Raw genomic sequence first — 13,323 nt, 5'->3', positions numbered from 1 at the left:
CGTTTCTTATACAACATGCTGATTGATGGCGGAGACGAAGGGATTCGAACCCTCGAGACCCTTCCGGGCCTACTCCCTTAGCAGGGGAGCGCCTTCGACCACTCGGCCACGTCTCCGCCGACGCGTATAGACAAGGGCGTCTGGGAGAACAAGGCCAATATTCTGATGTTAGAAAGAATAAACTATTAAAATTACCAGGCAGGTATGGAAGCTTCTGCTGGCATGGATACGCCCTTCCGACGGCATCGTAATGTCCCAACGTATGTATGTTGAGCCGTCACAGCAGGAGGGAACTTCATCTCCGAGTTGCAATCATCCGGACTGATCTGGCCGCGTGTGTTTTCCATCGGCACGGGGCATGACCGGGCAGTTCTGTGAATTTTGGAAAAAGCTGTCGCGGGATCAATTTCTGGCGTTTGTCGCCCAACATACGAAATGCGTTATCGCCATGGAAGCGTGTGCGACGGCGCATGGGGGCACGAGTTCGATGAACTGGGGCAGGACGAGCGGCTGTTCCCGCCAGTCTATGTGAAGCCGTTCATCAGGCACCAGAAGAATGACACCTCCGATGCCGAGCGATCGTTGCGGCACCCTGCGTCCAACCAAGCGCTTTGACGCTGAAAAGACGGAGAACCAGCAAACCCGCACCAATCACGCTACCTCGTCGCGATCAGTGGCGGGGGCGATGCGGGGACCCCCGGAAAGGCCTGCCTCGACAAATACAACGGAGCCGGACAAGATCTGCATTCCGGCCCGGAACAAACGATCATCCCCGACCTCTGCCACGTTCGGACAATAGCAAGTGAGTGGCTAAGAAACATGCTCAAGCCCAGAGCGCATCGCCTGCATGAACGCAAGTGTCGCTGACGAAGGCGCGCGACTGGATGGCAGCAGGAAATTCGTGACGTAGTCGATTGCCGGCAAAAACGGACGCACGATGATACGATCACCCATTTGGTGGGACAGTGGGAAAGGATTGAGCAGAGATACTCCCAGCCCCTCACGCACGAACTCCGTGACAGACACATTGGTAGATGCCTCGATCACAATGTTCAGCCGCAAGCCCGCCCGATCGAAAATCCGATCAATTGCCGCACGACTCGAATGCCGCCGCGACAGGGCGATGAACGCTTCTTCATGCAGATCTTCGGGTCGAATCACATCGAAGGACGCGAGATGATGGTGCCTGGGCAGCACGCAAATCGCCTGAGTTTTCAGCAGAAGTTCACTTCTTATTCCCTCGTGAGCAACATTACTGTCCGATAGGGCAATGTCGAAGCGATCCTCGGCGATGCCTGTCATCAGGCTGTCGCTGGCCAAGACATCGAAGGTAATCTGCAGGTCGGGATTCTGTTTCTTGAAAACCGCAATTCTGCCGGGCAGGAACCGATGCGCGATGGTCGGCGGAGCGACTATTGACAGCACCCCCGAATAGGCTTGTTCAGGTTGGTCGGCGTGGTTCGCGATCCGCGCCAATGTATCGAAAACAGGCGTAAGCTGTTCGTTGATAGACAGGGCTTCGACCGTTGGGACCAGTCTGCCGCCGGAGCGCATGAACAGCTGAAACCCCAGGCGATCTTCCAACTGCGAAAGCCTGCGGCTGACGGCCGATTGCGAGATCCCCAACCTGCGCGCCGCATTGATCGCCGTCCCGACATCAACGAGCGCCTGTAGTACTTCCAGTTCGCGCAAAGTGATCCCCGAACGGCGGTCTTTCTCTGCGGGGGTTATTCCAGTTTTCATGACGCCCTATGCACAAAACGCATTAAAATTATCGATTGACTTCCGATTATCGAATAATACCGTGATCGCCAAGCATATTGCACCATCGGGGGTCAACCTCGAGACCACGTTTCAAAAGCCCACAACAGGAAGGACAACAGGATGAAAGCATTAAACCTGCCAGTCATGGCCGGACTTTTTGCAGCGGGCATGACGCCCGCGATGGCGCAGGAGTTGACCATAGGTCTGAAATCCGAAGCCACCTCGATGGACCCGCATTTTCACCAGCTGTCCACGAATATTCAGGTGGGCAAGAACATCTTCGAGGCTCTGACAACTCAGGACGCGGTACAGAAAGTCACACCGGGCCTGGCTGAAAGCTGGGAAGCCATAGACGACACCACGTGGCGGTTCAATCTGCGCAAGGGCGTCAAGTTCCACGATGGCAGCGACTTTACCGCCCGCGACGTAATCTACTCCTTCTGCCGCGTACCGCTGGTCGAAAACTCTCCGTCCGCCTATACAATCTTCACCGGGGGCTTCGCGGACGTGGTTGCCGAAGATGATCACACGGTGCTGATCACGACCAAAGACACCAACCCGTTGCTTCCGGTCGAACTGTGGAGCCTTGCAATCATCTCTGCCGATGCACTTGGCGCGGAAGATGAAGTCACCTTCGCCCCCGACGGTGAATGCACCGGCATGGGCGATGTTCCGCAGGCGCCAGCCTTCAACTCGCCGGAAATCTCCGTTGGTACGGGCCCTTATATACTTGAAAGCTACACCCGCGGCTCGGAGCTGACCCTTACCCGCTTTGACGACTATTGGGACGGAACCCCCGAGTGGGAGCGCGTGGTCATGCGCCCGATTACAAGCGATGGTCCGCGTGTTGCCGCGCTTCTGGCAGGCGATGTGGATCTGATCGAGTCCCCCCCCATTCAGGACATACCGCGCATCGAGGATGGCGGCTTCCACGTGGTAGATGCCTTGTCTAACCGTGTCATCTATCTGCACATGCAGCAATTGGAGGACGTCCCGGCGATAGAAGGCACAGATGGAGAGAACCCGCTTCTGGACCCTCGTGTGCGTGAAGCGATCTCGCTCTCCATCAATCGCGAGGCCATCGCCGAACGCATCATGGGCGGCTATGCCCAACCTGCTGGCGAGCTTCTGCCACCGCCCATGTTCGGAACGTCGGGGCGCGATGTTGATCCCTATGATCCCGAGCGCGCCAAGGAACTCCTCGCCGAAGCTGGTTACCCGGACGGTTTCTCGATCACTCTCGGCACACCTAATGACCGCTACATCAACGATGAACAGGTTGCCCAGGCCGTTGCACAGATGATGGCGCGAATTGGCATCCAGACCACCGTCGACGCCAGCACGGCCAGCCAGTTCTTCTCGCGCCGCAACGCGCTGGAATTTCCGATCTACATGGCTGGATGGGGCGCGTCTTCGGGTGACATGTCGTCGCCTCTGAAGTCCCTGGTTGCGACCTATGATGCTGAAACGGGCACGGGTACGACCAATGCGGGCCGATACTCGAATCCCGAAATGGATGCTCTTCTGGCGGATGCAATGTCCACGATTGACGATGCCACACGTGATCAGATGCTGCAGGATGCCGAAACCATGGTGCTGGATGATTACGGTATCATCCCACTGCACTATGAACAGACCGTATGGGCGATGAAATCCGAACTCAGCTACGAGCCGCGCGTGGACCAGTACACGATGGCCCTCGAAGTAAAGAAGACCGAGTAACCAGAGCTCCGGCACCCTTTCGCGGGTGCCGGACCCTTTCGATTACCGGACTACAAGGACCATGAAATGATCGTCTATCTCGTCCGTCGTTTGGGACAGAGCTTGCTAGCTATTGTGGCAATGGCAGTGCTGGTCTTTGCAGGCGTCTATGCTATCGGTAACCCCGTCGATGTGCTTATCAATCCCGAAGCCACACAGGCCGAGATTGTCGCCACAACTGAACGGCTCGGGCTCGACAAGCCACTGTATCAGCAGTTCGGAATATTCCTGAAGAACGCGCTGCAAGGCGACCTTGGTACGTCATTCGTCTACGGACGGCCCGCAGTCGAAATTATTCTCGAACGCCTGCCCGCCACGATGGAACTGGCCGTATGCGCCCTGTTCTTGTCTGTAATGATCGGTATTCCCTTGGGCGTTTGGGCGGGCCTCCGGCCTGACAGTATTGCCGGCCGCACCATTATGGGTGGATCGATCCTCGGGTTTTCCCTTCCGAATTTCTGGCAGGGGATGCTCCTTATTCTGATCTTTGCGGTTCTGCTAGGCTGGCTTCCAGCCGGGGGACGCGGCGAGACCACCGAATTTCTTGGCATGCAGGTCAGCTTTCTGACCTGGGATGGACTGTCCCACCTGATCCTGCCCGCCATCAACCTGGCATTGTTCAAAATGTCGCTGATCATCCGGTTAGCGCGCGCCAATACGCGCGAGGTGTGCCTGCAGGACTACGTGAAGTTTGCCCGCGCCAAGGGCCTATCGTCGCGTCGCGTGGTTATGGTGCATATCCTGAAAAACATCATGATCCCTGTCGTGACCATCATCGGGCTAGAACTGGGATCGATGGTTGCGTTCGCTATCGTCACAGAAACCGTCTTCGCCTGGCCCGGTATGGGCAAGTTGCTGATCGACTCGATCAACCTGTTGGATCGTCCCGTGATCGTCGCCTATCTGATGCTGACGGTCCTGATCATTGTCACCATCAACCTTGTAGTGGACGTGATCTATTCGCTCCTCGATCCGCGCATTCGCCTATCGGAGATGAAGGGATGACCGAAACGATCTCACGGCCCCCCGTTCGCGTCGACAGCCCTGCTCGCCGTATCATGCGCCAGTTCATGGAAGATCCGGTCGCAGTCATCGGTCTGGTTCTGTTCGTGGTGATAGCGGCATTGGCCATCTCAGCCCCCTGGATTGCACCGCAAAACCCGTATGACCTGACACAGCTGGACATCATGGACAGCGCGTTGCCGCCTGGAGAGGTCAGCTTTGGTACCGGGCAAACCTATTGGCTGGGAACGGATCGGCAAGGGCGGGATATGCTCTCGGGCATCCTTTACGGGCTGCGGATCAGCCTGCTCGTCGCCTCTGTATCGCTGGGCTTGGCTATCACCATCGGAACGATCGTCGGCGTGACGGCGGCATACTTTGGTGGCAGGCTCGACAGCTTCATCATGCGGATCGTCGATTTGCAGCTGTCCTTTCCCGCGATCTTGATTGCCTTGATCCTGCTGGCGCTTCTTGGGCGCGGCGTGGACAAGGTCATTCTGGCTCTCGTGATCGTACAATGGGCCTATTACGCAAGAACCGTTCGCAGCTCCGCCATCGTAGAGCGGCGCAAGGACTACATCGATGCTGCCCGCTGTCTGGCCCTTTCGAACCGCCGGATCATGTTCCGCCATCTGCTGCCGAACTGCGTGCCGCCATTGATCGTGGTGGCAACCGTGCAGATTGCGCAGGCGATTGCCCTGGAAGCCACGCTTTCATTTCTCGGCGTGGGCGTCCCCATCACGGAACCCTCTCTCGGACTGTTGATCGCGAACGGGTACGACTACCTGCTTTCGGGCAGCTACTGGATCAGCCTCTTCCCCGGCATTGCCTTGGTCATAACGATCATCGCGATCAATCTCGTCGGTGACCGCCTCCGCGACGTTCTGAACCCGAGGTTGCAGAAATGACGACACTTCTCGAAGTCAAAGACCTACAAACGCATTTCCACACGCGTGACGGTGTTGCCAAGGCTGTTGATGGTGTCAGCTTCTCGCTCGAGAGGGGTCAGATTCTGGGCCTGGTCGGGGAATCCGGGTCGGGAAAATCGGTTACCGGCTTCTCCGTACTGGGGCTGGTCGATCCACCGGGCCGGATCGCAGGCGGGCAGATCGTTTTCGATGGCACTGACCTCGTGGCCGCTGGTGAACCCGTCCTGCGCCAATTGCGAGGCAAGCGCATTGCCATGATCTTTCAGGATCCGATGATGACGCTGAACCCGGTGCTTCGGATCGACACTCAGATGGTGGAAACCGTTTTGGCCCATGCAAAGGTTTCGCGCTCCGAAGCCCTCCGCCGCGCACGCGAAGCGCTGGTGCAGGTGGGTATCTCGTCTCCGGATGAGCGGCTGCAAAGCTACCCCCATCAATTCTCGGGCGGTATGCGTCAACGCGTGGCGATCGCGATCGCCCTTCTGCACGAGCCGGACCTGATCATTGCCGACGAGCCGACAACCGCGCTGGATGTCACCATTCAGGCCCAGATATTGTCCGAAGTACAAACTCTGTGCGCCAAATCCGGAACGGCACTCATCTGGATCACGCATGATCTGGCCGTTGTATCGGGGTTGGCCGACCGTCTTGCCGTCATGTATGCGGGACGGATCATCGAGGAAGGCAGGACCGCCGAGGTGATTTCCAGTCCGCGCCACCCCTACACGCGCGGATTGATCGACAGCGTGCCACACGGCAAACGCAATGGCACCCTGCTCCCACAGATCAAGGGCATGACCCCGTCAATGCTGAAGCTGCCACAAGGGTGCAAATTTGCCCCACGCTGTCCTCGCGCTGACACTGCTTGCCAATCCGAGCCCGCTCTTGACCGGGCCGGTTCCGACCGCAGCGTGCGCTGTGTTCATCCCCTTACCGAAGTTTCGAAAGAGGCCCCAGTGTCATGAGCCATGACCCTATCCTCCAGATCGGCAATGTGTCCAAACGCTTTTCCAAGGAACTCGATATCGCCGAGCGGACTGCACGCAAGCTGGGCGCGAATATCGCGCCGATAACGGTTCATGCTGTCGACGGCGTAAGTCTGGATGTCCGACGCGGGGAGGTTCTGGGCCTTGTCGGGGAATCCGGCTGCGGCAAGTCCACACTTGGCCGGATGGTTGCCGGGCTGGACGATCCGACAGAGGGTCAGATCCTTTACCGCGGCAAAGATCTCTCATCGCTGAAAGGAGCCGCAGCGCGCGACGCCGCCTTGAAGATCCAGATGGTTTTTCAAGACCCGATGTCTTCTTTGAACCCTCGAATGCGCGTAGGCGACATCATCGGAGAAGCGCCGCGCGCGCATAACATCGTGTCACGTGGGCAGGTTGGTTCCTATGTCGAGCAGATGTTGGAGCAGGTCGGACTGGACCCCAGCACCAGCAAACGATACCCGCACCAGTTTTCAGGTGGCCAACGGGCCCGCATCGGGATCGCCCGTGCGCTGGCTGTGCGCCCCGACCTTCTGGTCTGCGATGAATCTGTTGCGGCGCTGGATGTATCCATCCAGGCGCAGGTGCTGAACCTTTTCGTGAAACTGCGCGAAGAATTCGATCTGACCTATCTTTTCATCAGCCATGATCTCGGTGTGGTTGAACATATCTCGGACCGGATAGCGGTGATGTATCTGGGACGGCTGGTCGAGTTGGGCACGGCCGAAGACCTGATCGCGCGCCCGAACCATCCATACACGCAAGCTCTTATTTCGGAGATACCCACCTTCGAAACCGGAAAGAAGACCTATCACGCTATCAAAGGTGAAATCCCGTCACCGATGCACCCGCCAAAAGGCTGCCACTTTCACCCTCGTTGTCCCCATGCCCATGATCGGTGCCGGGTCGAGGTACCTGCCCTGAAAGAGGTCGCCTCGGGACGCATCTCCGCGTGTCATCTGAATGACCGGGCCGCCTGATACGATACCCCCTAACGACCCAAGGAGATTTTCCCTATGCGAAATGACAACCCGATCTGGTCTCTCGTGGATGTGAAGGGACCGGAGTTTACCGGTCTGGCCGATCGTGTCTTTGATACGCCGGAACTTGCTTATGGCGAAACCAGATCCTGCGCCGCACACACGCAAATGCTGCGCGATCAGGGTTTCCGTGTGACCGAGAATGTTGCGGGCATCCCGACCGCGGTCATGGGTGAAGCAGGCAAAGGCGGTCCGGTTATCGCTATATTGGGAGAGTACGACGCACTGCCCGGCCTGTCACAGCAAGCAGGGCTTGCCGAACCAAAGCAGATTTCAGACGATGGTTTCGGTCATGGCTGCGGTCATAACCTGTTGGGCGCCGCCGCCCTGTCGGCGGCCACGGCGGTCAAGGACTGGCTGGAAGCCGAAGGTATCGAGGGACGCGTCCGCTATTACGGCTGCCCTGCCGAAGAGGGCGGCGCAGCCAAGACCTATATGGCGCGGGATGGCCAGTTCGACGATGTCGACATCGCGATCACCTGGCATCCGGCCAGTTTCAACGCCGTGGACGACATGCGCTCGCTTGCGAATACGCGCATCGACTTCACCTTTATCGGCAAAGCTGCGCACGCGGCCGGCGCACCTGAACTTGGCCGTTCTGCATTGGACGCAGTCGAATTGATGAATGTTGGCGTCAACTATATGCGCGAGCACATGCCGGATGCCGCGCGGGTCCACTATGCCTATCTGGATGCGGGCGGGATTGCACCCAATGTTGTCCAAGCCAAGGCAACCGTGCGCCAGCTGATCCGCAGCCCCGACCTGGCTGGTCTGCAGTCGCTGGTCAAACGCGTCGGTTCTATCGCCGATGGTGCCGCGCTGATGACAGGCACTTCGGTCAGTTCTCAGGTATTTTCCGCGGTGTCCAACCTGATTGGCAACGGTCCGCTTTCAGAGGCCATGCAAGCTGAATTCGAAGCCCTGGGGCCTGTTCCGTTCGACGCCGAAGATATCCGCTTCGCCCGTCAGATCCGCAGTACCCTGACGCGTGAAGACATCGCAGACACATTCGAACGCCTGGCCATGAAACCCGATTACGACAAGCCACTGTGTGATTTCATCGCCCCGCTCGATCGCCCCTTCATGGGCGGTATGGGATCAACCGATGTCGGGGATGTGAGTTGGGCCGTACCAACTGTTCAAGCCCGCGTGGCAACCTGTGCCGTAGGCACGGCGCTACATAGCTGGCAGCAAACTGCGCAAGGCAAGGCACCCGCCGCACACAAGGGTATGTTGCACGCAGCCAAGGTAATGGCATCAACCGCCCGCGCCGCTTTGACCAACTCGAAACTTATCGCACAGGCCAAACAGGCGCATAGTGAACATCTGGCGGACTTCCCCTACAGCTGCCCTATTCCGGCTGATACGAAGCCGCCTACTTTCATACAGTAAGCGGGAACGTGCTTCGAGTAACAGCATCGAAATTCGGTTTTATGCTGTTGCTCGTTGGCTACCCCTGCTTCAAGCCTGTCGAATGCAGACATGCTATCGGACCAATTGCATTCATGCGCCCAAGTCGTCGAGTGTCCACGTCAATATAAAATGAAACAAGGCATCGTACCCTGACTGCGCGGCTCAGCCAATAACACGTCCTTCAGTGACAGCCACAGAACCCCGCCGTCCGCAACTGCTCTGACACAAGCACCAATATCACTCAGCGGGTCCGCGCAATCAAGTTGCAGCTATAGCTTTTAGGGCGCGTAAAGCTGTGAAAATGCCAGTCGGACATTCTGGGTCACTTCTTCCAGCCGTCGCTCAATGTGATTTCGGATTTCCCGTGAGGCCCGGTCTGCATCGCCACGCTGAACGGCCTCCAGTATACAGGTATGCGGCTCGATCGTTATCGCTTCAGCCCCGCCGCGTTCACTTAGAGATCGTAGATCTATGAGACGGACATAGTGGATCCGTCCATTTACATTCTCCAGAAGCCGAACCAGTTCCGCGTTCTTGGCCAGCTTTGCCAACCCTAGATGAAACGTTTCATCAACGCGCACGAGTTCGACCGGTGATGCACCCGGACGATATTGTGGCTTTGTGTCTTCGAGAAAGCGGGAAAGATCCTCAACCTCTTCAGGCTCGGCGCGCAATGCGGCCAATCGGACCGCTTCGGCTTCAATAGCCGCCCGGGCTTCGTAGAGGTTCATAATTTCCTGCGGGTTCAACGACCGGCAGAAAAAACCCCGACCGCGATGAAACTTCAGGAAGCCTTCCGCGACCAGCCGATTCAGCGCCTCGCGCAGCGGCGTGCGACTTGTTTCAAGTTGGGCAGACAGTGCACTTTCGTTCAACCGCTCATCCGGTTTGAACTCGTAACTCGCGGCCATTTCCTTGACCCGACGATAGACCCTGTCAACGGATCCCACTTCATTATCCATACAATTAAGTGCCTTATGAGGTTGGCCAAGGCCGCGACAGCCTGCAGATCATCACGATACATGCGCGGGCAAAAAAATCAATTGCATTGTAGTCTAAGCTGCATAATGATCTGTATACAGAAAAGAATGCGGCATTCTCCGCCGCGTTGAACGGAAGGATTGATCGTGACGAACACACTGAATGGCGCAGAAGCTATGGTCCGCAGCTTGGAAGCTCATGGTGTACGGCACATCTTCGGGCTTTGCGGCGACACGACCTTGCCCTTCTATGATGCGATGCTGCGTCTTGATCATCCGATCACCCATGTTCTGACCCGCGATGAGCGCAGCGCTACTTATATGGCCGACGCGTACTCGCGTGTGACAGGGAGTGTCGGCGTGTGCGAAGGCCCGTCCGGTGGCGGCGCCACCTACATTCTGCCGGGGCTGATCGAGGCGAATGAAAGCTCCTATGCTGTTTTGGGAATTACAACCGATGTCTCGGTGGCATCCTATGGCCGCTATCCGCTGACCGAGGTAGACCAGGAAGCCCTGATGCGCCCGTTGACCAAGTGGAACACGGTTATTAAACGGGCGGATCACATCCCGCGCATGGTACGCCAGGCCTTTCGCGCGATGACAACGGGTCGTTCAGGTGCGGCGCATCTGGGGCTACCTTACGATATTCAATATGACGCCGTTTCTCCCGACGACATTTGGGCTGACAAAAACCTCACGTCCTACCCCGCTTATCGAACTGGCCCATCGCCCGATACGGTGGAGGCCGCCGCCGAGGCGATCCTGTCCGCAAAATCTCCGCTCATCGTTTGTGGTGGAGGCGTTGTGATCGCTGGGGCGATGGATGAACTCGACCGGCTCGCAACCCGTCTGGACATTCCTGTGGCGACATCGATCTCGGGTCAGGGCAGCCTTGCAGAGACCCACCCGAACTGCGTCGGCGTGGTCGGATCAAACGGCGGGACCGATGAAACATGGGAGGCGATGACCGGCGCGGACCTGATCGTCTTCATGGGGTGTCGTGCAGGATCAACGACGACATCGCGTTGGGAAGCTCCGAAGCCCGGCACGCGCATCGTGCATTTCGACAATGACCCGATGGTAATCGGCGCGGTCTATCCGACCGAGGTCGGTGTCCCCGGTGATCTTCGGCTGTCACTGGCGGCCCTGAACGCAGAGCTCGACCGCCGCGACCAAGGCAGCGGCACGTTCGGAGGCGCTGCGGCGGTCGCCGATATCCGCCGCCGGAAGTTCGAGAAATTCGACGCGCTCGCGCAAAGCGATGAAAGCCCGATCCGCCCCGAGCGGGTGATTGCGACTTTGCAGAAAGTGCTGCCCGAGGATGCGACTGTTGTGTCCGATCCCGGCACCTCCTGCCCATATTTCTCTGCCTACTACACCCTCCCGCGTGCGGGTCGGCACTTCATCACCAATCGTGCGCATGGAGCACTCGGCTATTCGTTGTCGGCTGCACTGGGCGCATGGTTCGGCCGGCCAGATCGCAAGGTCGTTGGTCTGATGGGTGATGGTTCCTTCGGCTTCACCTGCGGTGAGTTGGAAACGGTAGCTCGTGCAAAAGCGCCGATCACCTATGTCGTTTTCTCGAACTCCAACTTCGGATGGATCAAGGCCAGCCAGCGCGATGACTGCGACGCGCGCTACTACAATGTCGATTTCAACCGCACGGATCAGGCAGCCGTAGCCGCAGCTTATGGTGTGAAATCCTGGCATGTTGAGGATCCGTCCAAGCTGGAAGCGGTGCTTAAAGAGGCGGTTGCACATGATGGACCGACGCTGGTCGATGTCATCTGCCAACCTTTGGAAGAAGCGAAGGCCCCCGTCCGCCGCTGGATGGGTTGATCGGCGCTCTCAACGCGCCACAATGGTGGATGGGATGCAACCCATTCGCATAACAGGGAAAGAAAGAACCATGAAACTGTTTTCACTTTCAGGCATCGCATTTGCGGGTGTCTTAACCGCGTCCGGCGCGTTGGCCCAGGACTATCCCGAGAAGGATATCACGCATATCATGCCGTGGAGCGCAGGTGGCGGAACCGACACCGTAATGCGGACCTTCATGAATTTTGCGGAACAGCAGCTTGGCGTGGGCATCAACACCCAGAACGTAACGGGTGCACAAAGCGGCGTCGGCACGTTGAAACTGATGAAATCTCGACCCGATGGCTACACGATCGGTTCGCTGACATGGGACAGCGTGATCACTGTCCCCTATTACGAACTGGTGCCGGGATACAGCACGGACCAGCTTGACTACCTTGGGTCGGTCACAGTCCACCCCACGGCGCTGATCGTGGCCGCCGATGCGCCTTGGAACACGCTGGAAGATTTCATCGCCGCCGCCAAGGAAACGCCGGGCGAGCTGTCCATTTCCAATGTCGGCAGCGGTGGCGTCTGGCATCTGCCCGCGCTGGATTTGGCGGATGCCGCCGGCATCGAGGTGCAGCACATCCCCTACCCCGACGGGTCCGGCCCGCAACGCGAAGCGCTTTTGTCGGGCGAAACCGATGCGGCATCGCTGTCAATCTCTGCGGCTTATCCGGCGGTCGACTCCGGCCAGGCCAAGGTGCTGGCTGTGTTCGGTGACGAGCGTTCCGAATTCGCGCCCGACGCCCCCACAGCGAAAGAACTGGGCTATGACGTTGTCTGGGGCAGTTTTCGCCTGATAGCGGCACCAAAAGGTGTCGATCCGGAAAAGCTGGAAGCACTGGAAAACGCCTTTGCTGCGGTATTCGATATGCCGGAATTCCAAGCCCAGGCCGAAGAAACCGGTATGGGCGCCGTATGGATGGATGCCGACGCGACCGCCGCTTATGTCGAGGCCTCTCAGGAGAAAGCCTTCAGCCTGATCGACGCATTGGTTGAACAGGGACTACTGGAGAAGTAACCACCTGATGGCCCCTTCCTCCACGGTGGGGCCATTTGACTATCTCAAACACAAGGCCCCTCCTCGCGTATGCCCCGCAAACTGAATGCTCCCGCGATCTTCGCCATATTTCTATTGCTGCTGAACAGCGTCTACGCCAGTCAGATCGCACAGATGAACCTGCCATTCGCGAAGGGCGAACCCGGCCCGGCCTTCATGCCGATGCTGCTTTGCGGATTTCTCTATGTGGCGGGTCTGCGGATCTTCATGCAAGAATTGCGAGCGGATCACGGCAGTGCTTCGGACGGGGCTTTATCCGACACGATCAGGCGATTGGGGCTTGTAGGGCCACTTTTGGTAGTTGCCTTGACCGCGCTTTTCATCATCGGGTTTGCCTATCTCGGCTATGCAGTTTCGGCCAGCCTGTATACTTTCGCAATCGCGCTGTTCTTCAACTATGAAGAACTGGGCAACTGGCGCAAAGCAACGCTCTATGCAGTGCTGACTGCCGTCGCAATTTCCCTGTTCGGTTGGCTGTTCTTCGTGCAGCTCTTCGATCTCTACCTGCCAGTTTGGGAGTTTTGA

General features: G+C 57.9%; 12 protein-coding genes and 1 tRNA gene. 10 read left to right on the top strand and 3 right to left on the bottom strand.

Translation table 11 applies throughout. The features are described from left to right. Positions 1 to 26 precede the first annotated feature (26 nt). Positions 27 to 116: transfer RNA gene (locus FPZ52_RS14090), tRNA-Ser, on the bottom strand. 319 nt (positions 117 to 435) lie between these two features. Between FPZ52_RS14090 and FPZ52_RS14085 the strand changes: the two genes are divergently transcribed. Continuing rightward, a complete protein-coding gene (locus FPZ52_RS14085) occupies positions 436 to 615 on the top strand; it encodes a hypothetical protein (RefSeq protein WP_146366251.1) in 180 nt (59 codons plus the stop codon). A gap of 195 nt (positions 616 to 810) precedes the next feature. Here the strand turns inward: FPZ52_RS14085 and FPZ52_RS14080 are convergent, their stop codons facing one another. Continuing rightward, positions 811 to 1,743 (bottom strand): LysR substrate-binding domain-containing protein, encoded by a 933-nt coding sequence (locus FPZ52_RS14080; protein WP_146366250.1) that lies wholly within the window; start codon positions 1,741 to 1,743, stop codon positions 811 to 813. 141 nt (positions 1,744 to 1,884) lie between these two features. Here FPZ52_RS14080 and FPZ52_RS14075 point away from each other — a divergent pair, with 141 nt between their 5' ends. The 6 genes from FPZ52_RS14075 to FPZ52_RS14050 all read left to right on the top strand — a co-directional run bounded on the left by FPZ52_RS14075 (position 1,885) and on the right by FPZ52_RS14050 (position 8,874). Then, positions 1,885 to 3,486 carry an ABC transporter substrate-binding protein gene (locus tag FPZ52_RS14075; RefSeq protein WP_240804485.1) on the top strand — a complete coding sequence of 534 codons (1,602 nt, stop codon included), beginning with the start codon at positions 1,885 to 1,887 and terminating at the stop codon, positions 3,484 to 3,486. Positions 3,487 to 3,552: 66 nt separating this feature from the next. Then, positions 3,553 to 4,530 (top strand): ABC transporter permease, encoded by a 978-nt coding sequence (locus tag FPZ52_RS14070; protein ID WP_146366249.1) that lies wholly within the window; start codon positions 3,553 to 3,555, stop codon positions 4,528 to 4,530. Further along, positions 4,527 to 5,435, top strand: a complete 909-nt coding sequence (locus tag FPZ52_RS14065) for an ABC transporter permease (RefSeq protein WP_146366248.1) — start codon at positions 4,527 to 4,529, stop codon at positions 5,433 to 5,435. Before FPZ52_RS14070 ends, FPZ52_RS14065 begins: the two co-directional genes overlap by 4 nt. Further along, positions 5,432 to 6,421: an ABC transporter ATP-binding protein gene (locus FPZ52_RS14060; protein WP_146366247.1), complete on the top strand. Its 990-nt coding sequence runs from the start codon at positions 5,432 to 5,434 to the stop codon at positions 6,419 to 6,421. Before FPZ52_RS14065 ends, FPZ52_RS14060 begins: the two co-directional genes overlap by 4 nt. Continuing rightward, entirely contained in the window at positions 6,418 to 7,422 is a 1,005-nt protein-coding gene (locus FPZ52_RS14055) for an ABC transporter ATP-binding protein (protein WP_146366246.1), read from the top strand. The genes FPZ52_RS14060 and FPZ52_RS14055 overlap by 4 nt, the downstream gene beginning before the upstream one ends. A 36-nt stretch (positions 7,423 to 7,458) precedes the next feature. Further along, on the top strand, positions 7,459 to 8,874 hold the full coding sequence (locus tag FPZ52_RS14050; RefSeq protein ID WP_146366245.1) for a M20 family metallopeptidase: 1,416 nt from the start codon (positions 7,459 to 7,461) through the stop codon (positions 8,872 to 8,874). A 299-nt stretch (positions 8,875 to 9,173) separates the two neighbouring features. Here FPZ52_RS14050 and FPZ52_RS14045 read toward each other — a convergent pair whose 3' ends face one another. Then, the gene (locus tag FPZ52_RS14045) at positions 9,174 to 9,845 is read right to left on the bottom strand and encodes a GntR family transcriptional regulator (RefSeq protein ID WP_240804484.1); all 672 of its coding nucleotides are present in this window, start codon (positions 9,843 to 9,845) and stop codon (positions 9,174 to 9,176) included. Between the two features lie 177 nt (positions 9,846 to 10,022). On the opposite strand from FPZ52_RS14045, the gene FPZ52_RS14040 reads away from it, so the two are divergent. The 3 genes from FPZ52_RS14040 (at position 10,023) to FPZ52_RS14030 (ending at position 13,323) form a co-directional block, all read left to right on the top strand. Further along, positions 10,023 to 11,714, top strand: coding sequence for a thiamine pyrophosphate-binding protein (locus FPZ52_RS14040; protein ID WP_146366243.1), 1,692 nt, complete (start codon positions 10,023 to 10,025; stop codon positions 11,712 to 11,714). 70 nt (positions 11,715 to 11,784) lie between these two features. After that, positions 11,785 to 12,759 carry a Bug family tripartite tricarboxylate transporter substrate binding protein gene (locus tag FPZ52_RS14035; RefSeq protein ID WP_146366242.1) on the top strand — a complete coding sequence of 325 codons (975 nt, stop codon included), beginning with the start codon at positions 11,785 to 11,787 and terminating at the stop codon, positions 12,757 to 12,759. 69 nt (positions 12,760 to 12,828) lie between these two features. Beyond that, positions 12,829 to 13,323, top strand: coding sequence for a tripartite tricarboxylate transporter TctB family protein (locus tag FPZ52_RS14030; RefSeq protein WP_146366241.1), 495 nt, complete (start codon positions 12,829 to 12,831; stop codon positions 13,321 to 13,323).

The sequence above is a fragment of the Qingshengfaniella alkalisoli genome, from assembly GCF_007855645.1.
Classification (GTDB): Bacteria; Pseudomonadota; Alphaproteobacteria; order Rhodobacterales; family Rhodobacteraceae; genus Qingshengfaniella; species Qingshengfaniella alkalisoli.
The sequence above is the reverse complement of the archived record's forward strand: the minus strand, read 5'-3'. Positions and strand labels throughout refer to the sequence as shown.

Coding starts and splice junctions, on each gene's coding strand:
- FPZ52_RS14085 (WP_146366251.1), top strand. CDS start 436: ATGCGTTATCGCCATGGAAGCGTGTGCGACGGCGCATGGGGGCACGAG.
- FPZ52_RS14080 (WP_146366250.1), bottom strand. CDS start 1,743: ATGAAAACTGGAATAACCCCCGCAGAGAAAGACCGCCGTTCGGGGATC.
- FPZ52_RS14075 (WP_240804485.1), top strand. CDS start 1,885: ATGAAAGCATTAAACCTGCCAGTCATGGCCGGACTTTTTGCAGCGGGC.
- FPZ52_RS14070 (WP_146366249.1), top strand. CDS start 3,553: ATGATCGTCTATCTCGTCCGTCGTTTGGGACAGAGCTTGCTAGCTATT.
- FPZ52_RS14065 (WP_146366248.1), top strand. CDS start 4,527: ATGACCGAAACGATCTCACGGCCCCCCGTTCGCGTCGACAGCCCTGCT.
- FPZ52_RS14060 (WP_146366247.1), top strand. CDS start 5,432: ATGACGACACTTCTCGAAGTCAAAGACCTACAAACGCATTTCCACACG.
- FPZ52_RS14055 (WP_146366246.1), top strand. CDS start 6,418: ATGAGCCATGACCCTATCCTCCAGATCGGCAATGTGTCCAAACGCTTT.
- FPZ52_RS14050 (WP_146366245.1), top strand. CDS start 7,459: ATGCGAAATGACAACCCGATCTGGTCTCTCGTGGATGTGAAGGGACCG.
- FPZ52_RS14035 (WP_146366242.1), top strand. CDS start 11,785: ATGAAACTGTTTTCACTTTCAGGCATCGCATTTGCGGGTGTCTTAACC.
- FPZ52_RS14030 (WP_146366241.1), top strand. CDS start 12,829: ATGCCCCGCAAACTGAATGCTCCCGCGATCTTCGCCATATTTCTATTG.